General features: G+C 59.6%; 25 protein-coding genes. 8 read left to right on the forward strand and 17 right to left on the reverse strand.

The window, feature by feature from the left end; all coding sequences use genetic code 11:
* Positions 1–62 precede the first annotated feature (62 nt).
* A complete protein-coding gene (locus tag AVI_RS10270) occupies positions 63–500 on the reverse strand; it encodes a DUF1489 family protein (RefSeq protein WP_015916295.1) in 438 nt (145 codons plus the stop codon).
* A 45-nt stretch (positions 501–545) separates the two neighbouring features.
* Positions 546–1,949, reverse strand: coding sequence for an L-serine ammonia-lyase (locus AVI_RS10275; RefSeq protein WP_015916296.1), 1,404 nt, complete (start codon positions 1,947–1,949; stop codon positions 546–548).
* Between the two features lie 487 nt (positions 1,950–2,436).
* Between AVI_RS10275 and AVI_RS10280 the strand changes: the two genes are divergently transcribed.
* From AVI_RS10280 to AVI_RS10290, 3 genes are all read left to right on the forward strand, one after another.
* Positions 2,437–3,210 carry a DUF599 domain-containing protein gene (locus tag AVI_RS10280; RefSeq protein ID WP_015916297.1) on the forward strand — a complete coding sequence of 258 codons (774 nt, stop codon included), beginning with the start codon at positions 2,437–2,439 and terminating at the stop codon, positions 3,208–3,210.
* A 128-nt stretch (positions 3,211–3,338) separates the two neighbouring features.
* Positions 3,339–4,307, forward strand: a complete 969-nt coding sequence (locus tag AVI_RS10285; RefSeq protein ID WP_015916298.1) for an acetyltransferase domain-containing protein — start codon at positions 3,339–3,341, stop codon at positions 4,305–4,307.
* An 11-nt stretch (positions 4,308–4,318) separates the two neighbouring features.
* On the forward strand, positions 4,319–4,795 hold the full coding sequence (locus AVI_RS10290) for a methyltransferase family protein (protein ID WP_015916299.1): 477 nt from the start codon (positions 4,319–4,321) through the stop codon (positions 4,793–4,795).
* Between the two features lie 47 nt (positions 4,796–4,842).
* Here AVI_RS10290 and AVI_RS10295 read toward each other — a convergent pair whose 3' ends face one another.
* From AVI_RS10295 to cobA, 6 genes are all read right to left on the reverse strand, one after another.
* Positions 4,843–5,229: a MerR family transcriptional regulator gene (locus AVI_RS10295; protein WP_085946629.1), complete on the reverse strand. Its 387-nt coding sequence runs from the start codon at positions 5,227–5,229 to the stop codon at positions 4,843–4,845.
* A 165-nt stretch (positions 5,230–5,394) separates the two neighbouring features.
* Entirely contained in the window at positions 5,395–6,810 is a 1,416-nt protein-coding gene (gene mgtE / locus AVI_RS10300; RefSeq protein ID WP_015916301.1) for a magnesium transporter, read from the reverse strand.
* A 121-nt stretch (positions 6,811–6,931) separates the two neighbouring features.
* Positions 6,932–7,903: an adenosylcobinamide-phosphate synthase CbiB gene (cbiB, locus tag AVI_RS10305; RefSeq protein WP_015916302.1), complete on the reverse strand. Its 972-nt coding sequence runs from the start codon at positions 7,901–7,903 to the stop codon at positions 6,932–6,934.
* Complete coding sequence (gene cobD, locus AVI_RS10310) at positions 7,900–8,913, reverse strand: threonine-phosphate decarboxylase CobD (protein WP_015916303.1); 1,014 nt, start codon at positions 8,911–8,913, stop codon at positions 7,900–7,902. Before cobD ends, cbiB begins: the two co-directional genes overlap by 4 nt.
* Positions 8,910–10,220, reverse strand: a complete 1,311-nt coding sequence (locus AVI_RS10315; RefSeq protein ID WP_015916304.1) for a cobyrinate a,c-diamide synthase — start codon at positions 10,218–10,220, stop codon at positions 8,910–8,912. Before AVI_RS10315 ends, cobD begins: the two co-directional genes overlap by 4 nt.
* Positions 10,217–11,059, reverse strand: coding sequence for a uroporphyrinogen-III C-methyltransferase (cobA, locus tag AVI_RS10320; protein ID WP_015916305.1), 843 nt, complete (start codon positions 11,057–11,059; stop codon positions 10,217–10,219). Before cobA ends, AVI_RS10315 begins: the two co-directional genes overlap by 4 nt.
* A gap of 142 nt (positions 11,060–11,201) precedes the next feature.
* Between cobA and AVI_RS10325 the strand changes: the two genes are divergently transcribed.
* Both AVI_RS10325 and AVI_RS10330 read left to right on the forward strand, forming a co-directional pair.
* Positions 11,202–12,329, forward strand: a complete 1,128-nt coding sequence (locus AVI_RS10325; RefSeq protein ID WP_080516980.1) for a cobalt-precorrin-5B (C(1))-methyltransferase — start codon at positions 11,202–11,204, stop codon at positions 12,327–12,329.
* Positions 12,313–13,002 (forward strand): cobalt-precorrin-6A reductase, encoded by a 690-nt coding sequence (locus AVI_RS10330; protein ID WP_015916307.1) that lies wholly within the window; start codon positions 12,313–12,315, stop codon positions 13,000–13,002. The genes AVI_RS10325 and AVI_RS10330 overlap by 17 nt, the downstream gene beginning before the upstream one ends.
* A gap of 60 nt (positions 13,003–13,062) precedes the next feature.
* Here AVI_RS10330 and AVI_RS10335 read toward each other — a convergent pair whose 3' ends face one another.
* The 9 genes from AVI_RS10335 to AVI_RS10375 form a co-directional block, all read right to left on the reverse strand.
* Entirely contained in the window at positions 13,063–13,596 is a 534-nt protein-coding gene (locus AVI_RS10335; RefSeq protein WP_187152350.1) for a chemotaxis protein CheD, read from the reverse strand.
* 519 nt (positions 13,597–14,115) lie between these two features.
* Positions 14,116–14,487, reverse strand: coding sequence for a GNAT family N-acetyltransferase (locus AVI_RS10340; RefSeq protein WP_071203694.1), 372 nt, complete (start codon positions 14,485–14,487; stop codon positions 14,116–14,118).
* Positions 14,488–14,633: 146 nt separating this feature from the next.
* On the reverse strand, positions 14,634–15,593 hold the full coding sequence (locus AVI_RS10345; RefSeq protein WP_015916310.1) for a nucleoside hydrolase: 960 nt from the start codon (positions 15,591–15,593) through the stop codon (positions 14,634–14,636).
* An 88-nt stretch (positions 15,594–15,681) separates the two neighbouring features.
* Entirely contained in the window at positions 15,682–16,473 is a 792-nt protein-coding gene (gene cobM, locus AVI_RS10350) for a precorrin-4 C(11)-methyltransferase (protein ID WP_015916311.1), read from the reverse strand.
* 1 nt (position 16,474) lies between these two features.
* Positions 16,475–18,313 (reverse strand): precorrin-3B C(17)-methyltransferase, encoded by a 1,839-nt coding sequence (gene cobJ, locus AVI_RS10355; protein ID WP_015916312.1) that lies wholly within the window; start codon positions 18,311–18,313, stop codon positions 16,475–16,477.
* Positions 18,313–19,047 carry a precorrin-2 C(20)-methyltransferase gene (gene cobI, locus AVI_RS10360; protein ID WP_015916313.1) on the reverse strand — a complete coding sequence of 245 codons (735 nt, stop codon included), beginning with the start codon at positions 19,045–19,047 and terminating at the stop codon, positions 18,313–18,315. Before cobI ends, cobJ begins: the two co-directional genes overlap by 1 nt.
* Positions 19,044–20,270, reverse strand: a complete 1,227-nt coding sequence (locus tag AVI_RS10365; RefSeq protein WP_015916314.1) for a bifunctional cobalt-precorrin-7 (C(5))-methyltransferase/cobalt-precorrin-6B (C(15))-methyltransferase — start codon at positions 20,268–20,270, stop codon at positions 19,044–19,046. The genes cobI and AVI_RS10365 overlap by 4 nt, the downstream gene beginning before the upstream one ends.
* Positions 20,263–20,904 (reverse strand): precorrin-8X methylmutase, encoded by a 642-nt coding sequence (locus AVI_RS31405; protein WP_041698059.1) that lies wholly within the window; start codon positions 20,902–20,904, stop codon positions 20,263–20,265. The genes AVI_RS10365 and AVI_RS31405 overlap by 8 nt, the downstream gene beginning before the upstream one ends.
* A 1,010-nt stretch (positions 20,905–21,914) precedes the next feature.
* Positions 21,915–23,246, reverse strand: a complete 1,332-nt coding sequence (locus AVI_RS10375) for a sirohydrochlorin chelatase (protein WP_015916316.1) — start codon at positions 23,244–23,246, stop codon at positions 21,915–21,917.
* Between the two features lie 336 nt (positions 23,247–23,582).
* Between AVI_RS10375 and AVI_RS10385 the strand changes: the two genes are divergently transcribed.
* The 3 genes from AVI_RS10385 (at position 23,583) to AVI_RS31800 (ending at position 24,980) form a co-directional block, all read left to right on the forward strand.
* On the forward strand, positions 23,583–24,368 hold the full coding sequence (locus tag AVI_RS10385) for a TSUP family transporter (RefSeq protein ID WP_015916317.1): 786 nt from the start codon (positions 23,583–23,585) through the stop codon (positions 24,366–24,368).
* A gap of 64 nt (positions 24,369–24,432) precedes the next feature.
* Positions 24,433–24,681, forward strand: a complete 249-nt coding sequence (locus AVI_RS10390) for a type II toxin-antitoxin system ParD family antitoxin (RefSeq protein WP_015916318.1) — start codon at positions 24,433–24,435, stop codon at positions 24,679–24,681.
* Positions 24,678–24,980 (forward strand): type II toxin-antitoxin system RelE/ParE family toxin, encoded by a 303-nt coding sequence (locus AVI_RS31800; protein ID WP_015916319.1) that lies wholly within the window; start codon positions 24,678–24,680, stop codon positions 24,978–24,980. Before AVI_RS10390 ends, AVI_RS31800 begins: the two co-directional genes overlap by 4 nt.
* Positions 24,981–25,002: the final 22 nt, after the last annotated feature.

The following is a 25,002-nucleotide window of genomic DNA, read 5'->3' on the forward strand; positions in this document are numbered from 1 at the left end:
TGCCTTAAGGCATTCGAAAATGGAATACGCCGAATCGTTTTTAATGGCTGTTCGGATAAGGCCTATAGCAGTCCGAGTTCGGCCAGTTCCCGCTTCAAGTCGTCGGGCATGTCATCCAGGCCGGCACCGCCGGCGGAAAGATCACGCGGGGCATCTTTCGGGTCCAGATAGCGCCAGCCCTGAAACGGGCGGCGTGGCGCTGGCGTGGTTTCAATGACCTCAGGGCCAAGCACCAGTTCGCAGCGGTTGATACCATCAGCACCAGTGACGCTGACAATATCCAGCAGAGGCTGGCGGGCTGCAACCTGACCCTTGATGATCCAATAAAGCGAGCCGCCGTCCAGCAATTCCTCAACCCGTTTGGGCATCATCCGGGTGACATGCGAACTTTGCGGTGCCAAGCCAGCCGACATCGCCACCAGGGCGCGTTCCGCGACCCAGTGCTTGAGATCGTCGATGCTATCGGCACCGACACAGAGTTTGATGAGATTGAGCGCCATGGGTTTTGCAGATAGACCTTTCATGCCGCAGGTCAAGCAGTAGCGTTAACATTCCACGACATTGACGGCCAGGCCACCAAGCGAGGTCTCTTTATATTTCTCACTCATGTCATTGCCTGTCTGGCGCATCGTCTCGATACAGGCATCTAGCGGTACGAAATGGCTACCATCCCCCTTGATGGCCAGCGAGGCCGCCGTCACCGCTTTGACGGCACCCAGCGCATTGCGCTCGATACAGGGTACCTGTACCAGACCCGCCACGGGATCGCAGGTCATGCCGAGATGATGTTCGAGCGCAATCTCGGCGGCATTTTCGATCTGCTCCGGGCTGCCGCCCATCACCGCTGCCAATCCTGCCGCAGCCATGGCCGCTGCCGAACCCACCTCGCCCTGGCAGCCGACTTCGGCACCGGAAATCGAGGCATTGTGCTTGATAATGCCGCCAATGGCCGCAGCCGTCAGCAGATAATCACGCACCCCCTGCTGATCGGCATCGGGATGAAAATGCAGGTAATAGCGGATCGTTGCAGGCACGACGCCTGCTGCCCCATTGGTCGGCGCCGTCACCACCCTGCCGCCAGCGGCATTTTCTTCGTTGACAGCCATGGCATAGACCGAGAGCCAGTCATTGGCCAGCAGCGGGTTTTGCCGGTTGGAGCGCCATTCTTCCTGGAGCTTGTCATGGATGTAACGGGCGCGGCGCTTGACTTTCAACCCGCCGGGCAGTTCGCCCTCACCCCGCAAGCCACGATCAATACAGCCGCTCATCGCCGTCCAAAGCCGGTCGAGGCCTTCGTCCAGCGCCTCGCGACTCAAGGAGACTTCCTCATTGGCGCGCTTCATCTGGGCAATCGTCAGCCCGGATGACGCTGCCATTGCCAGCATCTGCCGGGCGGAGGCGAAAGGATAAGGCACTTTGACGGCGTGAGTTTCTGTCTTCTTCGTCTTCTGCACGGCAGCAAGCTCGATGTCGGTCACCACGAAGCCGCCACCGATGGAATAATAGACGGTTGTCAGCAGCAGGCGACCCTGCTTGTCAAAGGCCGAAAATCGCATGCCATTGGCGTGACCTGCCAGCGGCGTCTTCTTGTCCAGCACCAGATCGGTCGCCGGATTGAACTGATAGGCCGGATGCCCGGCGGGACAGACCTTGCCGCTGCGCTGCACCTCGGCGACAAGCTCCGCCATCCTGTCGGGATCGACCCTGTCGGGCATCTCGCCGGTCAGGCCGATGATAACAGCGCGGTCGGTGCCATGACCAACGCCTGTATAGGCCAGCGAACCGTGCAGGCTAACCTTCAGTGCCGCGACCTCGGCGCCAGCCGGGCGCGGCCAGTCATTGGAGAGGATCAGATCAAGAAACCGGCCTGCTGCCGACATCGGCCCCATCGTGTGCGAGCTGGATGGCCCGATGCCGATCTTGAAAACGTCGAAGACGGAAAGAAACATGCAAGGACCCTACCCGTGAAGCCGTAGCCAATAGCCTAAACTCTAGCCTTATCCTCGGCAAATTCGTGATGAAGGATCGACATTCAGTGAAACCGCAGCGACAAAAACCGCAAAACAAAAACAGCGCGGCTCGTCTCCAGCCGCGCTGTCGTCCCCCGCCGTAAAGCGGATTTCTACCGCAACAAAGCGGCAGGCACGAGGCCAATCCCCCGAAAGCCCCCGAGCACAGCATGGATAGACGATTTGGTGGCCTTGCTCAATCGCTGACAACGGTCAGAGCCGCATATTTCTTAAACGATACCGCAAGCACCTTGGCATGAGCGCTGCACCTCCATCATCGATAGTGACAATGGATATTGGCGCTTTGTGAATTGGCCTCGGCCTATCATGATAAAATCAGCCCAGCATGATAAAACAGGATGAAAATTGCAGATTCGCAACAGTCATCACCTGTCGTTACCTTAAAGTTTGAAAGACAATGTCGGACATGACCCTTCTGGATTGGCTTGCTCTGCTGCTGTTTTTCTGCGGCTGGTTCGGCCTGGCTTTTTTAACCAATGGCCGTCTGATCAAATCCCGCCTCAGCCTCAGCCGGATCATGGCGGAGCGCCGACGCGCCTGGATCTTCAATGCGCTGAAACGAGACCTGCGGATGATCGACACGCAGATTCTCGCCGGTCTGCAAAACGGCACCGCCTTTTTTGCCTCGACCTCAATCATCGCCATCGGCGGCTGTTTCGCCATGCTGGGCGCCACCGAAAAGGTCGATCTGGTGCTGCGGGATCTACCTTTATTCGGGGCGGGCGGGCGGGCCGCATTTGAATTGAAAGTCTGCGGACTGATCGCGATTTTCGGCTATTCTTTCTTCAAGTTCGGTTGGTCCTATCGCCTGTTCAACTATTGCACCATCCTGTTTGGCGGCCTGCCCATGCATGCGGAAGTTCGCCAGGACCCGGCCGCAGCCGAAGACGCCGCCGAAACCGTGATTGCCATGAATGTCATCGCCGCGCAGAACTTCAATTCGGGCCTGCGGGCAATCTTCATGTCCATGGGCTATCTCGGCTGGTTCCTGAACGCCTATATGTTCATGGCAACAACGGTGCTGATTTTCTTCGTGCTGATGCATCGCCAGTTCTTCTCCAATGCCCGGCTGGCCGCCATGCTGAAAAATCCGCTCTCCGCGCCAGGACACATGACAGCAAGCCTACAAACCAGCCCGCATCATGCAACCGATGGCGACAGCTCATCTGGAATGTCGTAAAGAACCGTGATGCCAGGTGTCATTAAAATGACCTTGGCATAACTCGAACCAAGGGCATGATCTGCCCCGGTGACCATTTGCCATCCCAGCATGTCCGGTCGCTGTAGATAGCTGTTTCAGGACATCGCGTGGCTTTTCCAACCGAATCTCCCCTTCCCGCCAAATCCCCCCCCCGCATTGGCCTGCTCGATGCAATGCGCGGGCTCGCGCTGCTGGCTATGGCTTCCTATCACTTCAGCTGGGATCTGGAATTCTTCGGCTATCTGCCACCGGGTACGGCGGAAACCGGCGTTCTGAAGATCTATGCCCGCTGCATCGCCTCGACCTTTCTGTTCCTGGTCGGCATCGGCCTGGTGCTGGCGCATCGAAATGGCATCCGCTGGACGTCCTTTGGCAAGCGATTTGCGCAGATTGCCGCAAGCGCCTTTGCCATATCCGTTGCCACCTATCTGGCCATGGGGGCAGGCTGGATCTTCTTCGGCATTCTGCATGCCATCGCGCTGATGAGCCTGCTCGGCCTGGCCTTCATTCGCCTGCCGGTGGTCGTCACGCTAGGCGCGGCAATTGCCACGCTGATCCTGCCGTTTTATGCGCGCTCGGCTGTATTCGATGCACCCTATTTCTGGTGGCTTGGCCTGTCCGAGACCATTCCGCGCTCAAATGACTATGTGCCGGTGTTTCCCTGGTTTGCCGCCGTATTGTTTGGCATTGCCAGCGCCCGCCTCGCCTTGCGGTTCGGCCTGTGGCAAAAGCTGGCAGCCTGGCCGTCCGGCCCGAAATTGCTCTCGCTTGCGGGCCGCCATAGCTTGGTCTTCTACTTGGTGCATCAGCCGGTCCTGATCGCTCTCGTCTATCTGGCGACGCTGGTCGTCGCCCCGCCGCCGCCCGACAGAGCGGCAGCTTATGACCGCAGTTGCCAGCAATCCTGCACGGCTGGCAATAATGATGCCGGCTTTTGCCAACGGTTCTGCGGCTGTACATTGGAGAAGTTGCAGACCCGAAATATACTCGAACCGCTCCAGTCTGGGGCAATCATAGCGGCGCAAGATGAAAGGGTCCTGAAACTGGCGCGGGAATGCACGATCGCCAGCCAATAAAGGGTCCTAACATGAACGCCTATCGCATGAAGCCGCTGAAATACCCATGGCCGCCGCTTCTTTATGTCGGCGCCTGTGTCCTTGCTTTTTTTCTCAACGCCTATATTGCCCCTGTCAGCCCTTTCGAGGAGCAGGAGCCCGTGATGTGGATGACCGGCGCGATGATCGCCACCGGTGCAATCGCCATCGATTTCTGGGCCATCAAGACCCTGATGTCCAACTATACACCCCTCAGCCAGCACCAGCGCGCCCGGCGGCTGGTGACAGAGGGACCTTACCGCTATTCCCGCAACCCGATCTATCTCGGCTATACGCTGCTGATGATCGCGGCGGGAATGATTCTCGGCAATGTCTGGCTGATCCTGGCAGCGCCCCTTACCGCCATGTTGACGACCATGGTCGCCATCCGCTGTGAGGAAATGCATCTATTGGTACGGTTCGGCGTCGATTTCGAACGCTACTGCCAGCACACACGCCGCTGGCTTTGACGGAATACCGGAAGCGATGAGATTAGCAAAAAGGGTGTCGGCTCACTCTATGAACCGACACCAATTTCCACCAGACGGGTCAGGCAGGCCTCCTCGGCCTGATCCAGTTCCGCAAGGGTCTCGTCGATATCCTTGCGCTTCTGGCGCAAATCGTCACGCTTTTCATCGATGCGCTTCATCATCAGCTTCAATTGGCCGATCTCGCCCGGCGGCTGCTTATAGACATGGATGATTTCGCGAATATCTGCTACCGTAAAGCCGATGCGACGAGCACGCAGAATTTCTTTGAGAAGATGGCGGTCGGCACCCCGGTAGACACGGGTACGGCCCTTGCGTTCCGGCTGAATCAATCCCTCGTCCTCGTAGAAACGAAGAGTGCGGGTCGATACGCCGAATTCTCGGGTCAACTCGGTGATGCTGTAAGATTTTTTCAAGGCCATGGTGTTCCGTATCGCTCAAGACGATAATCATATTAACTTTGACGTAAAAGTCAATTTTTGTTCACCTCAACGCTTCAAGCGTTGGAACATCGCGTCATTTTGACGGATCTTGCCATGTTGAAGACGGATGGGGAGGCAAGTGCATGCGTTTAGCGTGCATCAAATCGCAAACCACCAGGTGGCGAGCCCCAGAAACGCAAAGAAACCGGTAATATCGGTGACAGTGGTCACGAAAACCGCAGAGGAGACCGCCGGGTCGGCACCGATCTTGTCCAGCAATAGCGGAATGAGAATGCCGGCAATGGCGGCGGCCATCATGTTGATCAGCATGGCCGAGGCAATGATGCCGCCGATATTTGCATCATGGAACCAGAACCCGGCAATGACGCCGATCAACACACCGAAGATCAACCCGTTCAACAACCCGACACCCGCTTCGCGTCGCACCACCCGCCAGGCATTGTGAATGTCGAGATTGCGGGTGGCCAGCGCCCGAACCGTCACCGTCATGGTCTGCGATCCGGCATTGCCACCCATTCCCGCGACAATCGGCATCAACACGGCCAGCGCGACGATCTGCTCAATGGTTGCCTCAAACAGTGAGATCACCGAGGCGGCCAGGAACGCGGTCAGCAGATTGACCAGCAGCCACGGCACGCGCGAGCGGGAGGTCTCTGGAATGCTGTCCGACAATTCTTCATCGCCGACGCCGCCCAGGCGCATCAAGTCTTCCTCGGCCTCTTCCTGGATCACGTCAACCACGTCATCGATGGTCAGCACGCCGACCAGGCGCCCGCCCTCATCGACCACGGCGGCGGAGAGAAGATCGTATTGCTCGAACAGTTGCGCCGCCTCTTCCTGGTCCATTTCGGCCGGGATAGGGTGGTTGGTCTCGCGCATAATGGTTTCGATCTTCACCTGACGCTTGGTGCGCAGGATTCGGTCGAGATCGACCACGCCTAACAGCTTGAAGGTGGGATCAATGACGAAGATCTGAGTAAAGCTCTCGGGCAGACCTTCTTCTTCGCGCATATAGTCGATGGTCTGGCCCACCGCCCAGAAGGGTGGCACGGCGACAAATTCCGACTGCATACGCCGTCCGGCGGAGCTTTCCGGGTAATCCAGCGCGCGGCGCAGCCGCACCCGCTCGGTAAACGGCAATTGCGCGAGGATTTCGTCGCGGTCTTCCTCGTCGAGGTCTTCGAGAATGTAGACGGCATCATCCGAATCGAGATCGCCGATAGCCGCGGCAATCTGCTCGTTCGGCATCTGGTCGACAATCTGAAGGCGGATGGCGTCATCCACCTCGGTCAACGCCGTCATGTCAAAATCGTCACCCAGAAGGGTAATCAGCGCCAAACGCTGATCCGGCTGGATCGCCTCAATCAGGTCGCCCATTTCCGATTCGTGCAGATGCGCAACTTCCTTGCGCAGGAACAGCACATCACGATCGGCGATAGCGGCGCCAACAAGCGCGCGGAAATCGCTGCGGATCGAGCCGTCCTCGTCGTAGATATCCGCCTTTTCCTCGTCACGGGAATGACGCGGGCGTAGCTGTTCTTCAATATCACTCATACTCGCGCCCCGTTCGGTTCACGGCAGCCTGCCGCAAACGAATCCTGCATTTCACCGGATCAGCTTCACCATAAGTGCATGACAGTGACGATACATGCCACAAAAAACAGCAGGTTATCCGTCACAACAGGGTCAGCAGTAGCAAAATGCCAACACCGATGCGCCAGGCTCCGTCAATCAGCAAAAGACCGCGCCGGATATCCGCACCACCAATGGCGCGTTGGCCCGCGGCATTCATCATTGGCTCGTTGACCACGTCTCCGGCATATATACGCGGTCCCGCCAGCGCCACATCCAGCCCACCCGCCGCCGCCGCTTCCGGCCAGCCGGAATTGGGCGAGCGATGCAGGCCGTGATCAGCCATCATCACCGTGAAGCACCTTTTAGCCGTCGCTATACCCTCACCAGTGCCGGCAGCACAGACGATCAACAATCCCGCCAGCCGGGCAGCGGGCCAATTGGCCAAATCGTCCAGCCGTGCAGAAGCCCAGCCGAATTGCACATAGCGTTCGGATTTATGGCCAATCATCGAATCGGCAGTGTTCAGCATTTTATAGGCAAGCAGACCCGGCAGACCGAGCACGCCATACCAGAAGGCGGGTGCCACCACCCCATCGGCAAAGTTTTCTGACAGGCTTTCCAGCGCGGCACGCGCCACACCGGCCTCATCAAGCACATCGGGATCGCGCCCGACAATCATCGACACCGCCCGGCGACCACCGGCGAGGCCCTCATGCAACAAGCCGTCGGCGACGGCCTTCACATGGTCCAGCAGACTTTTCTGCGCCAGAAACACTGCCGTGACAGCAATTTCCAGCAGGAACCCGATAAAGCCAAGTGCCGCGAACAGGCGATGCAGCCCATATCCAACGCCAAGGCTTGCCATCAGCAGAAGCACAATCGTCAACACCCCGCCCGCCTTGCGCAGCGGATCGGCCAGAGCAGGCCGGTTCAGCAGCCGGTCGAAGGCCGAAATACATGTGCCAAACACCACGACCGGATGCGGCAGGCGCGCCCATAGCCAGGGCGGATCGCCAACCACGCGGTCAAGCACCAGCGCCAGAGCTAAGATAAGCAGATGCGCTTCCATCATGACTGGAAGGCCTGCAAGGCAGCCAGAAGCCGGGCATCGGCCTCTTCGTCGGGCGTCAGGCCAATCCGCAACCAGCCCGGCGCATACTCAAAAATCCGCGTCAGGATATGCACGCGTGCCAGATGGGCATGCAAGTTGGCCGCACCCGTGTATTCCACCAGTGAAAACAGCGGCGTGCCGCCAATCACCGCCAAACCTGCCTGCGCCAAAACCGCTTCAAGCGCTGCCTTGCGGGCAAAGATCTGAGCACGCAAGCCACGATGGTCAGCGCTGAAAAGCTGCGTTGCCACCGACAGAGCCGGTCCCGATACCGCCCAAGGCCCTAGCCACTCGGCAAACAGATCCAAAAGCGCCTGATCAGCAATCACAAAACCCAGCCTCAAGCCCGCCAGACCGAAGAATTTGCCGAAGGAACGAAACAGCAGCAGATTGGGATGATCCGCCACCAGCGGCGCAAGAGATTGCTCCGGCTGCACATCGGCAAAGGCTTCGTCCACCAGCAAGAGGCCGCCATGGGACGCCATGCGCTGGGCAACCGCGCCCAGTTCCGATCTTCCGATCTGCCGCCCGGTCGGATTATTGGGGTTCACCACCACCGCCAGTCCATGGACGGATGTTATTTCCTCAAGACTGTCCACCGCATCGACAGCAATACCGGCCAGCGTGAGGCTACGGGCATATTCGCCGTAGGTCGGGCTGAGAATGACGGCGCGCCTGCCTGCATCCATCAACTTCGGCAACAGTTGGATAACCGATTGTGTGCCTGGAACCGGCAGCGGCAAAACGGTCCCGCTGCCGTAAAAATCGCGCGCCGCAAGCCGGGCTGCGTCCTCGCGTTCGCGGTCCGGCAGGCGGTGCCAGGCGCGGGCATCGATGGCGGGCAGATCAGGGGGACAGGGATTGATGCCGGTGGACAGGTCCAGCCAGTCTTCAATGTTTCCGCCATAAAGGCGCGCTGCCGCAGCAAGGCCGCCGCCATGGGCAATGGTCTGGCCGGGCTGTACTGTCATGCCCGGTTCTCGCCCGCACGGTCGATAAGATGCATATAGGACCCAGCCACATTGGCACGCCGCAAGCCGACCTGCCCCAAGGACAGGCCCAAGGCATCCTCGGCGGCAAACAGCCGGTCGCCCTCGCCTTCCTCGATCACGGTCGAATAATGAAACTCGTGGCCGGTCATCGCATGGGCAAAGAAATCTCCCGCCAATGGCCGTAAAAGCCGATAGCCCAGATGGCGCTTTCGCGCGGCAAAGCTGGTTTTCAGCGGTAAAAGTCCCAGCATCGCATGGTCCGTTCCATCCGCGTCGGTCAACCCCTCACCCAGCACCATATAGCCACCGCATTCCCCGTAAATTTTCACCGGCCTTGCCGCCGCCGCCTGCATTCCCGCCCGGAACCGGTGAGCATTGGCAATCCTTCCGGCATGAAGTTCGGGATAGCCGCCAGGCAGATACACCGCATCGGCATCGTCTGCCGGAGCCTCATCCTGCAGGGGCGAAAAGAAGCTGATCTGCGCGCCGCGGCGTCGCCACCCCAGCAGCATATGCTCATAGCAAAAGGCAAACGCCTCGTCCCGCGCCACGGCGATGTGATGCCCTAGCGGCGCAAGCCGGGCAATATTGGCCTCCGAGACCGGATCAGGGCTGCGAACCGCAGCCCGAATGATAGCGCCGAGATCACAGCCTTTTGCCACGACCTGCGCGGCATGGGTGATAAAGCCTTCGAGATCAGCCTGTTCCGCCGCCTGCACCAATCCCAGATGCCGCTCCGGCAGTGCAAGCCCCGTATCGCTGCGGATCACGCCCAGCACCGGCATGCGGATTGTCTCCAACGCCTGGCGCAGCATCGCCTCATGCCGATCGCTGGCGACACGGTTGATGATAACGCCGACTATCAGCAGACCGGGCCTGAAATCGGCAAAGCCCTTTACCAAGGCGGCGACGGAATGCGAGGTGCGGGCGCAATCGACCACCAGCACCACCGACAGGCCGAGCATCAGGGCAAGATCCGCCGCCGAACCGGTGCCATCCGCCGCCCCGTCGTAAAGCCCCATCATCGCCTCGACCACCAGGGTCCGGCCACCCTGACGGTGCAGGGCGGCATTGGCGGCAATCAATTCAGGGCGCATCGCCCAGGGGTCGAAATTCAGGCAGATCTCACCGCTTGCCGCCGCATGAAAGGCCGGATCGATATAATCCGGCCCGGCCTTGCCCGGCGCCAGCTTATGACCGGCTTCGCTCAAGGCGCGCAATAGGCCAAGCGTGACGGTGGTCTTGCCTGACCCGGAGGCAGGCGCGGCAATCAGAAGGCCACTCATGCCGTATCCTTTAGGCTTCGATTGGCAAAGGGGTCCGGTTGCAAGGCCCGGCCCGACAAGGCACCGAGCCAGTCCAGCGAGGGGCGAAGCCGCACCACCTCGCCCAGCACCACGATGGCGGGTGGCTGGATACAAGCGGCCTGCATGGCGTCTTCGGCCTCACCCAGCGTGGTTTCCAGCACCCGTTGCCGGTCCGTTGCCGCGTCGCAGACAAAGGCCAGCGGCTCTTCGGGCTGGCGCCCCGCCGCCAGCAATTGCGCGGCGATGTGGCCCATATGCTTCATCGCCATATACATGACAATCACCCGGGAACCCTTGGCTACCGCCTGCCAATCAATTCCGTCAGGCATGGCGCCGGACGAATCATGGCCGGTCAGGAAGGTGACAGCATGGTTGATCTCGCGGTGGGTGACGGGGATGCCCGCATAGGCCAGCCCGCCAATGCCTGCGGTAATGCCGGGTACGATGCGAAACGGCACGCCATGCTCGACCAATGTCAGCGCCTCCTCGCCGCCGCGCCCGAACACGAAGGGGTCGCCGCCTTTCAGCCGCAGCACCCGCTTGCCGGATTTCGCCAGTTCCACCAATCGCAGAGAAATATCACGCTGCCGGGCCGAAGGCTTGCCGCCGCGCTTTCCAGCATATTCCAACACCGCGCCTGGATTGGCGTAGGAAAGGCAAGCCTCATCAACCAGCGCGTCATGAACAATCACATCCGCCATGGACAGGCCACGCACCGCCAAAAGCGTCAACAGACCTGGATCACCCGGCCCTGCCCCCGCCAGCCAGACATGGCCCGGCTGCAATAGGGGCAAAGGCTTGAAAACATCTTGCATCATGGCGAGAAGATCTACTGCATAATTTCCCAAACCGAAATCGGCTGGCGGGGAAAATTATACCGCCATGACGATGATTTGTCCGAATGAGCAGCAAGGGTCACGCCCATCTTCCCCCTGCCGCACGCCTTGCCTATAAAGAACCATGACCGAAGCCGCACCGCCAACCGAAACACCCGATGCCGCTGCTTCGCGCAAGCCGAATGGGCCGCTGCGCAAGGGCTGGACCACAGGCGCCTGCGCGACAGCCGCGACCAAGGCAGCGCTGACGGCACTTTTGACCGGTGAATTTCCCGATCCGGTGTCGATCCGCCTGCCCGGCGGGCAAGAACCAGCCTTTGCGCTCGCCTATGAACAGATCGCGGGTGGCCAGGCCTCGGCGGGAATCATCAAGGACGCGGGCGACGACCCTGACGTGACCCATGGCGCAACCGTGATCGCCACTATACGGCGTCTCACCGCCGGTTCTGGCATCCGCTTCGTGGCGGGCGATGGCGTCGGCACGGTGACGCGGCCCGGCCTGCCGCTGGCCATAGGTGAACCAGCCATCAACCCCGTGCCGCGCGCGATGATGGTGGCCGAGGTGGAGGCACTGGCCAAACAGCATGGATTAACGCCCGATGTGGAAATCACGGTTTCCATTCCTGGCGGGCAGGCGCTGGCGGAAAAGACCTGGAACCCGCGCCTGGGCATTATCGGCGGGCTTTCGGTGCTAGGAACCACTGGCATCGTCAATCCATTTTCCTGTGCCGCCTGGATTCACTCCATCCATCGCGGCATCGATGTCGCACGCGCCATGGGCCTTCCACATGTGCTTGGCGCCACCGGCTCGACTTCCGAACGTGCCGCCCAGCAGCTTTACGGCCTGCCGCAGGAAGCGCTGCTGGACATGGGTGATTTTGCCGGCGGCCTGCTCAAATATCTGCGCCAGTACCCCGTGCCCCGGCTGACGATTGCAGGTGGATTTGCCAAGTTGAGCAAGCTGGCGCAAGGCGCGCTGGATCTCCATTCCGCCCGCAGCCAGATCGACAATACCTTCATGGAAACATTGATGTCCGATCATCCTCTCTCGCAAGACATCAAGGAGAGGATCAGGTCTGCCAACACCGCCCTGGAAATCCTCGACATCACCCGGCAAAACAATCTGGACATGGCAACACCGATTGCGCAAAGGGCAAGAGAAACCGCCCTGTCAGTTCTACGCGGTGCCGATATCGCGGTCGATGTGATCGTCACCGACCGAGCGGGAGCGATCCTTGCCATCGCCTCCTGAACGCATCCTCATTCTCGGCGGCACAGCAGAGGCGGCAAAACTTGCCGCAGAGTTGGTGGAGCAAGGTGAGGCTTTCGTCATTACCGCGCTTGCCGGACGCACCGAATATCCGGCCAGTCTGGCTGGAGACGTCCGCATCGGTGGCTTCGGCGGTGTCGATGGGCTGGTGGCCTATCTGAGGAGTGAAGGCATTACCAGGGTGATCGACGCCACACATCCATTTGCCCGGCAAATATCCGCCAATGCTGTCGAAGCCTGCCGAAAGGCGGACATACCGCTCATCGTCCATCTGCGCCCGCAATGGCTGGAGCAACCCGGCGACCGCTGGAGCATGGTCGAAACACTGGAAGCGGCGGCCCATACGTTGCCGGAGGGAGCCAAGGTCTTCCTGGCGCTGGGGCGGCAATATATCGACATATTTGCGCGGCGAACGGATTGCCACTTTGTGATCCGCATGGTGGATGCGCCATCAGCGCCGCTACCCTTTACCCATGCCGACATCGTTGTCGGCAAAGCGGCGGCGGATTGGGAAGCAGAAAAAGCCCTGCTGGAAAGCCATGCCATCACCCATCTCGTGACCCGCAATTCAGGCGGCGAGGCTAGCTATGGCAAGATTATCGCGGCCCGAAAATTGGGATTGCCCGTGGTGATGATCGCCCGCCCGATCACTTGACGACCGATTGCGTTGTCACATTGATATTGATTTTGTTTCGCCACGGTGAAGGCGATATCCTCACACCTTCTGAGCTGGCGACCGAATTGCCGTGACCTTGGGCTTCACACCCATACGTCCGCTGAGCGGCACGCAATTGGTCTTGCCCGAATAGGGCCAATATTCGAGCTTGCAGCCATAAGGGCCGCCGACATTTTCCTCAATGACCGCAATACCGTTCGTTGCCAGAAACTGCCGCGCGAAATCAAAATTGCGCGCCCCTACATTATAGAAGGAGTTGCCGGGACTGGCGCCACCGAAAATCTTTGCCTCCAAACGCCAGACATTTGCGCCACGCGCCAGCAACCCGTCAACAAGAAGCTCCATCAACTGGCAGCCATATCGCGCCGCCTCGCTTTTGCTCATGCCCTTGGCAACCGGACCCGGCAAGACGAAATGATTCATACCGCCGAGACCCAGCACGGGATCGCGAATACAGGCAGCGACACAGGAGCCAAGCACCGTCGTCATCACCGTATCGGGATCGTCGCTGACGGCAAATTGTCCCTGCGAAATGGTCACCCGACCCTTGGGCAGATCCATTCGTGAAGCCACTGGAGCATTCCAAACGAAAGACATTCAATCCGACCCCTAACATTACATTCTAATGAAAGCATAGATTGAGATAAAAACCTATTGATCATTTCTGTCCGTACGCCGCGCCACAGCGCCCTGCGTTTTGGAAAACCGCACAAAGGACGCTGTAACACTTTATATTTTCTGCATAATGTTCTCCTTAAACTGCAACCGGTTTAAGAAATTATGACTCAGGCTTTGGATAAGAAATTACACCAGACATTATTGCAACATGCTCACTCATCGGACACAACGCAGACACCAGCCAATTCAGTGGTGCCGATTTTCCGATTAGCCAAGCGTTCTGGTTTCCTGGCTAATAAACCATGAATATATTGATTTATTGTCTACTCTTCATCGGTTAACACATGGAGCGATGCGAAATAGAGCGTTTCCAGGAAAAGTGGAAACGGATTGTCCGTCAGGAAATGCGTAAAAACGAGGAGCCAGAGCGTCAATGCGCTTCCATGAAGAGCAAACCGTTCTAGGAAACATGCGTTACAGTGCTTTTGTAAAACGTATCCCCGTATTATCGTAGCCAAGGCGATGATAAAGCCGATGAGCAGGGAGACGATGGTTGCTGGGATTTATTGTCACCCGATCTGCACCCTTCTCGCGAAGCCATTGCTCTGCATAGGTGATCAGTGACGCGGCAATACCCCGCCCTCGAAAATCAGGCGAGACAACCAGGGCGATGATGGCGCCACCAAGACCGCTGCGGTAAAAGGATGGCGAAACAGAAAGGCCAATCATTCCGGCAACGATATTTTGCTCGACTGAAACAAACGCAGCGTAATCATCGCGGCCTGTGATGCCCTCCATCCGCAGCGCAATATCTTCGACCGAACTGGGATAGCCGAGTTCGGTCATAAGATTTGCCAGCGTCGGAAAGTCCGATTTTATCGCAGGTCTTATTTCCATTTGCTTTCAGAACCTGTCTTTTAAGAGCAGCACACGGCAGGCATCGCTACTCTGGTCTTGTTCTACCGCATTACGCGTTTAAACTTTCGGCCAAGTCACGCTTCCTGCACAGACACGATCGTGTCGTGGATCAGCTTCAGCACGGCACCGGCCTCGATATCGGTGCAGATCGTCTGGCTTGGCAGGTCGTCCCAATCGCTGGGGCCGAAGCCCATGCTGTCAGGCTTCTGGATGGTCTGGCCATCGGCAATACCGCCGCAGACCACCCGGATCGAACCGCTGCGGGTGGTAAATAGCTCCGGTGCCACAACGTAGGCGCAGGCGCAGCTGTCGTGGACCACCATGCCATCAGGCACCCGGCTCTCGTAGAACTTGATGTAGAACTGCGACAGGTCGAACAGCAATTGCGCCCGCATGCCTGCCGCGTCGCGGATGTCGGACAGCGCCTGGCGGGTCATCACGGTTTTCGTCGTGACATCAAGACCAACCACAACCACCGGCCAGCCGGCGGTGAAGACGATATCGGCCGCTTCTGGGTCGCCGTGGATATTGGCCTCGGCGGCGGGCGTCACATTGCCGTTGACATCGAAGGCACCACCCATGATCACCACGTCCTTGACCAGAGAAACGATCTCAGGATCTTCCTTCAAAGCATTGGCAAGGTTGGTCATTCGGCCAACTGCGACAATCCGCACTTCGCCCGGATTGGCGCGGATGGTCTCGACGATGAAACGATGCGCCGGGCGCGGATGGAGCGGCACGTCCACGGCATCCGGCACACCGATATTGCCAAGTCCGTCATCGCCGTGAATGAATTTCGGCGGCTCATGGGTAACGCGATGCGGAATGAAGGTTTCGCCAGCACCCTTGGCAACTGGTGCCGCGATATTCCATTCCTGCTTCAGATAAAGCGCATTGCGGGTCGTGGTCTCAATGGTGGCATTGCCGAACACCGTGGTAATGCCCAGCAGATCGATATCCGCATGGTGATGCAGAAACAGCAGTGCCATGGCATCGTCAACGCCGGGGTCCGTATCGAAAATCACCTTATGCATCGCGCTGTCCTTCTTGGGTCATTTGGCCTTTATATATCCTTTGATGGGACAATAGCGGCCTTGCGCTATCCCGCAACCGCTGCCGCCGTCAGACGGCCTGGTTTTTCTTGGATACACCCTTCTTGCCCACATTGCGCAGCACATGGGAAAAATCAGAATTGTAGAGATCGCTATCGCGGAAGGCGACATCGCCGAACACTTTGCCGACCATGATCAATGCCGTGCGGGTGATTTTCGCCTTGCGCACCTCCTCCGCCATATCCTTCAACGTGGTGCGGATGAACAATTCGTCCGGCCATGTGGCGCGGTAGGCGATCACCACGGGGCAGTCTTCGCCATAGTAAGGCGTCAGCGTCTCGCGGATATGGTTGAGATTGCGGATCGACAGATGGATGGCCAGCGTGGCGCGGGATTTTCCGAGGATATCAAGCGTCTCGAATTCCGGCATCGACGACGCCTTCATCTCGGTGCGGGTAATGATGACTGTCTGGGCCACTTCCGGCAGGGTCAATTCGGTCTTCAGCCTCGCGGCAGCCGCCGCAAAGGCGGGTACGCCCGGCACCACGTCATAGGGAATATCCAGCGCGTCCAGCCTGCGCATCTGTTCGGCAATCGCCCCATAGATGGCCGGATCGCCAGAATGCACCCGCGCCACATCCTGGCCCCGTGCATGGGCCGCCTGGATCTCGGTGATGATCTCGTCCAGATGCATCGGCGCGGTATCCTTGACCAGCGCATCCTCAGGCGCGGCCTTGACGATTTCCTCCGGCACCAGCGATCCGGCATAAAGGCAGACCGGGCAGCGCTCAATCAGCCTCAAGCCCCGCACGGTGATCAGGTCGGGTGCGCCTGGACCGGCACCAATGAAATAAACCGTCATGTCATGCGTCCTTCTGCATTGCCGTATCCGCCTTGCCGGAATAGCCGCGCGGCGTGTAAACCCAGGTCTTGCCGTCACCGGTTTTGACAGTGCGGCTTTCCGACGAACCAACGATGACCACCGTCAGCATATCGACGTCATCGACATTCAAGCCAGCCAGTGGCACCACCCGCACCATCTCGCCGGGACGGCCAAGATTGGTGGCGAGAATGACCGGCGTATCGGCCGGGCGATAGGTCAGCAGCTGGTCGCGGGCATAGGCCAGTTGCGTGCGCCGCTTCATCGATACCGGATTGTAAAAGGCGATGACGAAATCGCCCTCGCCCGCCGCCTTCACCCGGCGCTGGATATGCTCCCAGGGCGTCAACAGGTCGGACAGTGAAATGGTGCAGAAATCATGGCCGAGCGGCGCGCCAATCCGGGCGGCGGCGGCCTGAAGCGCGGAAATGCCCGGCGAAACCTGTACCTCGATCCGCTGCGCACCCGCAGAAATTCCGCCCTTGTCCAAAAGCTCGAAGACCAGCGTCGCCATGGCATAAATTCCGGCATCGCCGGAACAGACCAGCGCCACTGTCTTGCCCTCGCCCGCCAGTTCCATCGCATGGACCACGCGGGCTTCTTCCTTGCCAAGGTCGAAATCATGCCGGGTCTTGCCCTCGGCAAGCGATCCGAGCAGATCGAGGTAAAGCGAGTAGCCAACGAGATCGCTCGACGCTGCCACCATGCGCGAGACTTCCGGCGAACGCCAACCTTCCGACCCCGGCCCGATGCCGACAACGAACAAGGTCCCACGGGCGCGGCCAAAGCTTGTTTCCTTGATGGGCTGGGCGCTGCGGCCCAGAGCGGCAGTCACGCCTTTCGATTTGATCTTGGGCAGAACCAGCACACCGTCCGAACCGGCCACCGCCAGCGCCGCGCCCTCCGCCACGCCGTGGCAACCGACCTCGGCAAACACCACATCCGACGGGTTTTGCAGACGGGGGCGTTCCTGCTCCAACCGTTCGGCGGAAAAGAACCGGGCGGGCACACCGAAATGCGCGGCCACCGCATGGATTGCCGCCTCATCGGCTTTAACGTCAATCGAGGCCACGGCAGCAAGGCTTTGGGCAGCAAGACCAGATGTGTCCAATGCCTGCTGCGCCAGCGCAATCGCCTCTTCAATTGAGGTATGGCGCTCGCAGCCCATGCCCAGCACCAGGGTTTTCGGGTGGTAGACCAGCTCCAGCGGCCCCGCCGTTTGGCGCTGATCGGTGACGGTCAGCGTCACCTTGCCCTCGTCGTCAAAGGCTAGACGCGAAGCCGCCAGCCACTCTGCATTGCCAACCAACCGGACGCTTGCCCCGGCCACCAGTTCGGCCATGACGGTCTTGGCCTGTTCAGGATTGGCCAGCACATAGCCCTCAGGGGGCGCATCCAGTGCCACACCGAAACGCAGGTCCCCCGCCGTGGTAATCGCCGCATGGGCATCGAGAATCTCGGCCACCGTCCGCGCCATGTCATTGGCACCGTGATGGCCGCCCAGCAGTGGCACGACGGAAGCGCCATCCTCGGACACGCAGAGCACCGGCGGTTCGGACTGCTTGTCGGTGAGCAATGGGGCCAGCAGCCGGATCAAGGCACCCGATGCCATGACGGCAACGATCGGGCGGCCAGCAGAAAACAACGCCCGGACATCGCTTTTCACATCGTCAAAGGCCTGATCTGCCCCGTCCACGCGGGATGCGGCAGCATGAACCTCACCGCCAACGGCCTCGGCAATGCGCCGCGCCAAGGCCAGCGCCGTTGGCATCAGAATGACAATGGCAGGCTTTACATTGCTAGTCTTTTGAGGCGTTGTCATCAAAGTCTTTCCGTCTGCGGAGCCGCACCGAGCGCCCAGCCCTCAGCCCCCTTGTAAATCAGGATCATCGAGAAATACGGGGCAACGTCTTCCGCGACATCACCCAGCGGCAGCAGGCGTTCGCTATGCAGCGACACCCGCTCGACATAACCGGCATTGGCAGTCAGGCCCATGGCGTCGATCAGCGCCCGGATGCGGGGGAAATGCCGTCCCAGCTTAATGATGGCGACGGCAGAGGCGCTTTCGATCCGGGCGCGCAGCACATCATTCTCCAGCGGGCCTGGTAGCACGGTCAGCACATCGTTGCGGGCCGCCAGCGGGCGGCCATAGGCAGCGGCGGCGGCCATCATCGACGAGACACCGGGAACAACTTCGGTCGGATAGCGATGCGCCAGTCGCTCGAACAGATACATGAACGAGCCGTAGAAAAATGGATCGCCCTCACACAGCACCGCCACATCCGAACCGGCATCCAGATGATGCGACAGGGTGACAGCGGCGGCGTCATAAATTTCCTGGGCTGGGTATCGCTCGACCCGCATCGGCACGATCATTGGCACTTCCAGCTGGTCGGCCCGCAGATAGGGCGCGGCAATCTGGCGGGCAAAGCTTGCACCGGTATCAGGTGCCGGATAGGCAACAACCGGCGCGGAGGTCAGGATGCGATGCGCCTTCAAGGTCATCAGTTCCGGGTCGCCGGGGCCGAGACCAAGGCCATAGAGTTTACCTGTCATTTGGAAACACTCCATGTTGTCACCGGCATCAGCGATTTCCAGCCGCAGAACCGACCGACGGGTGCGGCGCGCGACACGGAAATCCGGCTCATCTCACCGCCATGCAGGCTGCGCAAAGTCACAAGCTGTGCCTCGCTTTCCAGCGTCACGGCATTGGCGACCAGCCGCCCGCCTGGCTTCAGCGCCTGCCAGCAGGCCTCAAACAGACCTTCGGTGGTGATGCCGCCACCGATGAAAACCACATCCGGCGGATCAAGCTTCAGCAATCCCGCTGGTGCTTCGGCCTCGACAATCTCCAGATCCGGTACGCCAAGAACCTCGGCATTGTCGCGCATCATCGCCAGCCGCTCCGGCTTCGGCTCGATTGCGATAGCGCGGGTACCCATTCCAGTCCGCAGCCATTCGATGGCGATGGAGCCGCAACCGGCACCAACATCCCAGAGCAAAGCATTGGGAAACGGTGCCAGATGCGCAAGCGTTGCAGCCCTCACCTCACGCTTGGTCAATTGCCCATCGTGGCGGAAGGCATCGTCCGGTAGGCCCGGCACCGGCGACAGCAGCATTCCGGCAGCGGCGCAATCCACGGCTAGCGTGTTGAAATCCGCGATCCCCGGCGGTTGCGATAGCAAGTCTTGCGCGGTGACATGCAGGATGCGCTCCAGCGCGCCGCCCATATGTTCCAACACATGCAACATGGACGCCCCAAAGCCGCGCCGCGCCAGCAGGTCGGCAGCCTCAAAAACCGTTTCGGCATTGGAGGTCAGGGCGAGGATGCGCGCACCCGGCAGCACATGCCGGTTGAGGTAGGACAGCGGGCGGCCATGCAGCGAAATCTGCGCGACGCTTTGCAGCGGCCAGCCAAGCCGGGCGGCGGCCAGCGAAAAGGCCGAGGGGCTGGGCAGGACGCGCATTTCCTCTGGCTGCACATAGCGCCGCAGCGTCGCACCTATGCCGAAATGCATGGGATCGCCGGTCGCCACCACCACGACCGGCGTGCCGCGCAGTGCCAGAAGCTGATCCAGCGTTTCCCGAAAACCAGCACCCCAGGTGAGGATGCGCCGCACATTGGGAATGGCATCGGCCACCGCATGTTCCAACCGCTCGCCCAGCACCAGCACCTGGGCTTCGCTGAGATGGACAAGCTGCTGCGGCGTCAGGCTGGCGAGACCGCCATCACCGATGCCGATAATGGTCAGCCACGGATCTCTGGACACCTCAGTCATTGGCGCCAAGCCCTCCCGCCAGCGCATTGACCGCAGCCGATGCCATGGCGGAACCGCCTCGCCGGCCTTGAACGGCAATGAACGGCACGCCTCGGCTGTTGGCGGCAAGTTCAGCCTTGCTTTCGGCGGCACCGACAAAGCCAACCGGCAGGCCGAGGATCAATGCAGGTTTCGGCGCACCCTGATCCAGCAATTCCAGGAGGCGAAACAGCGCCGTTGGTGCATTGCCGATGGCAACGACAGCGCCTTCCAACTGACCGGCCCAAAGATTGACCTGCGCTGCCGAGCGGGTATTGCCGGCCCAGGCGGCCAGTGGCCGCACCCTGACATCATTGATGAGGCAGATCACTTCGTTTTCCACTGGCAGAAGACTGCGGATAATACCGTGCCGAACCATTTCCGCATCGCAGAGAATGGGCGCACCGGCGGCAAGTGCCGCAGCACCTGCCTCAAACGCGCCCTGCGAAAACACGATGTCATCAGCCAGATCGATCATCCCGCAGGCATGGATCAAGCGGATCACCAGCGGCTGCATGACAGCAGGAAACCGGTCGAGATTGGCCTCGCGCCGGATGGTCTCGAAGGACTGGCGATAGATCTCGGCTGGCTGGCGGATATAGTCGAGTGCCGGAATCTGCCTGACGTCTTCCGTTGCGTCATCTGGCTCGCCTAACGGAAGCTCCGCAGCTGTTGCGGCCAGATCTTCGTGGCCGATGCCCAGCACCCAGCCCTCTTCCTGCGTCGTCACGTCAATCTCCTCATCCGAGAGCATGCCGGGCCGTTCAAACAGCCGACCCAACATCCCGGCTGCATCGAACCCGGCAAAGGCTCTCGCCACCCGGCGCACCTGCGCGGCATCCTTCACTTCAGTCTCATGATCCCCCAGCGAAAACAGCGAGGGATAAATTTCCGCCAAAACCACATGATGGTTGCCGCTGGAACTGCCCGGATGGCCATCGAGTCGCCGAAAGGCACCGTCTCGTTTTTCCGCATTTCCAGCCGTAAAGCCAGTCTCAAACGGCCAGACCGCAATCTTGTCACGGTTCGGATGCCCGTCGAGAAAGCGGCTCAGCCGGGCAATGCCCAACAGGCTCTGGCTTCCCACCGACCCGGCATAGGCCAATTGCCAGACGGATTTTGCCCCGCGCGCATGGCGCTCCGCAAGCCGCATGGTAAAAGGCGCGCTGGTCGGTGTGGGAGGCTTGGTTGCGGACAGGCCGTCCAGATCCAGCGCCTGCGGCCTGCCCCAGAAGCGCAACTCCCGAGCAAAATAATCCCGGTTCCAACGGGCAGCCAGCGCGAAACGGTTATTGGCATTATCAGCACCGTCTTCAATCTCACGGGCAATGGCGCGCCACAGGCCTTGCCAACCCGGCTCACCCGTCACCCGCTCTGCTGTGCCCGTGGGATAACCGAAGGCGAAATCAAAACCGGCCAGCAGGCGCTTGTCCGCCGCCAGCGCATCGCTGACCACAGCCTCAAACCGCGCCATGAAGGCGGCACGGGTGGGGAAGTTTTCCAGCCAGACGATCTCTGCTCCTGCCTCACCACAATCGACAAGGCAGGCCCAGATGGAGTTCTTGCCCGTCACCGGCTTGGCTGCGCCGGACCAGTCCACGATCAAGATGCGGTCGAATAAGGCCATCAGGTCTTCTTCATGGATTTCGGACCCAGCGGATGATCCGCATGGGGGTAAGGCGCGTGGGTATGGCTATGCCCGTGGTCATGATGGTGGTTATGACCGTGTGAGTGATCCCCGTGGTCATGTGTGTGGTCATGGTGCTCATGTCCATGGTGGTCGTGGCTATGATCATGACCACAGCCGCAATCCGGCCCGTGTTCGTGGACATGCGCCTTACCGCTGGACGGCGCATTCATCACCGCTTCCAGTCCCGCATCTGGGCTGGCATTCAGCAAATGCCCGTATTTGCCGCCAAGCGTTGTCGATGCGCCATAGTCGAAGGCGGGTTGCAGCGGAGCCGGATCGGCATGGCTATGCACCGGCGTCCACGGCAGGCCATGTTTAAGACAGAACGCCTGATCGCGGCAGGAGGCGTCGCAATCGCCCTTGCACGGACAGTCTTCCAGCCCGCCGCCAATGCCCTCGACATGGTGGTGGTGGCTTTCCTGCGGCTGGCCGATATCGGCCTCGAAGCCTAAAACCTGTTCGCGGTATTTGCACATCTGGCAGTTCATCACCGCCGCCCCTTCGAGGATTTCGCGCACCCGATCCTGAAAGGCATCCAGCACCAGCGGATGGTCGTTGAGATAGCTGGCCTTGACGAACTGGATATCCGGGTGGCGGGCTGCCACCTCATCGGTATAGCTGTAGATCCTCTTCACCAGCACGCCGGTAAACAGGAAATAGGGGAAGACGATAATGCGTTTGTAACCCAGCTTGGCAGCATGGGTCAGGCCCGGCTCCACCAGCGGAAAGGTCACACCGGAATAACAGGTTTCGCCCCAGCCAAAGCCCATTCCTTCCCACAGCATCCGCATCACCTTGGTGGCGTTGGAATTGGCATCGGGATCAGAGGAGCCGCGCCCGACCACCATCAGCAGCGTGTCATGCTTATCGACAAAACCCAGTTGCTCATTCGCCTCATCTACTGCTGCCTGGATGCGGTCACCGGCAGCACGGATCATCTTCAGGTCAATACCAAGCTCGCGCCCATAGTTGATCACCATGCCGGGGTTCTGCGCCTGATAGGTATTCAGCACGGAGGGAATATCGTTCTTGGCATGGCCCGCAGCAAACAGCATGCCCGGCACGGCTAAGACGCGGGTGACGCCCTTTTCCCGCAAGCTGTCGAGACCTGCCGAAATCACCGGATTGCAGAATTCCAGATAGCCGTATTCGACCGGCAGGTCGGGATTGCGCGCCTTCAGCCCTTCAGCGATGACAGCGAATTCGCGCGCCGCATTCTGGTTGCGGCTGCCATGTCCACAGACCATGATTCCGAGTTTTTCTGCCATGACAAAAGGCTCCCTGCTTCGTTTCGTTTTATGTACGAAGCGCCGGAGCTGCCGGTTTTCCGGCATCTCCTATGGCCTTTGGGACAGCTCCGGAATTGGCCCCCTGATTGGGTCAGCCGCACCGGACGATTCCAGCCTGTCGAACAGGCGCCGTCGCACATCTTGAGGGGCAGGAATAGCGAAGCGCCCGAGCCGGGTCAAACCGCAATTTCAGCCGGAGACGATCCACCCACGATCAAGATCATTCTCACGGAAAATTTTCCTCTCAAACCGATTACCGTTTCGCAGGGAATGCAGTAAGAGGCTTGATACGCCCCTCTTCTGCGGATTTCCCCGATGACCGATATTGCCATCCAAGCCCTGATCTTCCTGTTTTTTGCCGCCTTCATTGCGGGTTTTGTCGATTCCATTGCCGGTGGTGGCGGGTTGATCACCATTCCCGCCATGCTGATTGCCGGTATTCCACCGCTGGAAACGCTGGGAACCAACAAATTGCAGGGCATGTTCGGCTCGGCCTCTGCCACCATCGCCTATGGCCGCAAGGGTCATGTCAACCTGAAGAAACAATTGCCGATGGCCGCCATGTCGGTGCTGGGCGGCGCGATTGGCGCTGTCATCGCAACCTATGTGCCGGGCGATGTGCTGAAAGCACTGATGCCGTTTTTGCTGGTGGCGATTGCCGCCTATTTCGCCCTGAAGCCGAATATTTCCGACGTCGATAGCCACCAGCGGATGACGCCTTTCCTGTTTGGCCTGACCCTTGCCCCGCTGATCGCCATTTATGACGGCGTCTTCGGCCCCGGCACCGGCTCTTTCCTGATGCTGGCCTTCGTTTCGCTCGCCGGTTTCGGGATGTTGAAAGCCACCGCCCACACAAAACTGCTGAATTTCGGCTCCAATGTCGGCGCCTTCCTGGTCTTCGTGTTCAATGGCGTGGTTTTGTGGAAAATCGGCATTGTCATGGGCATCGGTCAGTTCCTGGGCGCACAGACCGGCTCGAAACTGGCAATGAAAAGCGGCGCCAAAATTATCAAGCCGCTGCTGATCGTCACCTGCATCGGGTTGGCGATAAAGCTGCTACTGGACCCGACCAATCCCGTGCGGGTCTGGATGGGGATTTGAACCACGTTGCTATGTTTACAACCATCCACTATATTCATTTTGAATACAGGATAGAGGTTTACCCATGGCAACAACCAGCCTGACACTTGGCCCGCATTGGGAAGGCTTCATCAAGCAGCAGATAAGCAGTGGCCGCTACGCCTCTGCGAGCGAAGTGGTGCGAGACGCGCTCCGCGAGTTGGAGGAGCGGGAAGAAAAGCTGAAAATTTTGCGCCATCAGATCGACAAGGGCTGGCAACAAGCAGATCGTGGAGAATTTGCTGAGGATTGGTCGCTCCAGTCACTCAATGAAAAACTCGACCGCGAACAATGAGCGGCAAAAGCTATCGGGTCACTGAAATAGCACGTCTCGATGTCGAGGATATCGGTCGTTACACCAACAAAACCTGGGGCAAGCGTCAGAGAAACGATTATCTACGAGCCTTGTTCATCAGGTTCGAGTTTCTCGCTGAATTTCCCTATTCTGGACAAAAGCATGACCACATCAGGGAAGGCCTTTTCGGTTTTTCCGAGGGCGCGCATGTGATCTTTTACCGGATCAATGCCGGTGGGATCGACATCCTCCGTGTCCTTCATCAGCGCATGAGCCTGGTAACAGCCCCGATCAAATAACAGCGCGCGCCCCAGAATACTC

It is taken from the genome of Allorhizobium ampelinum S4, from assembly GCF_000016285.1.
Classification (GTDB): domain Bacteria; phylum Pseudomonadota; class Alphaproteobacteria; order Rhizobiales; family Rhizobiaceae; genus Allorhizobium; species Allorhizobium ampelinum.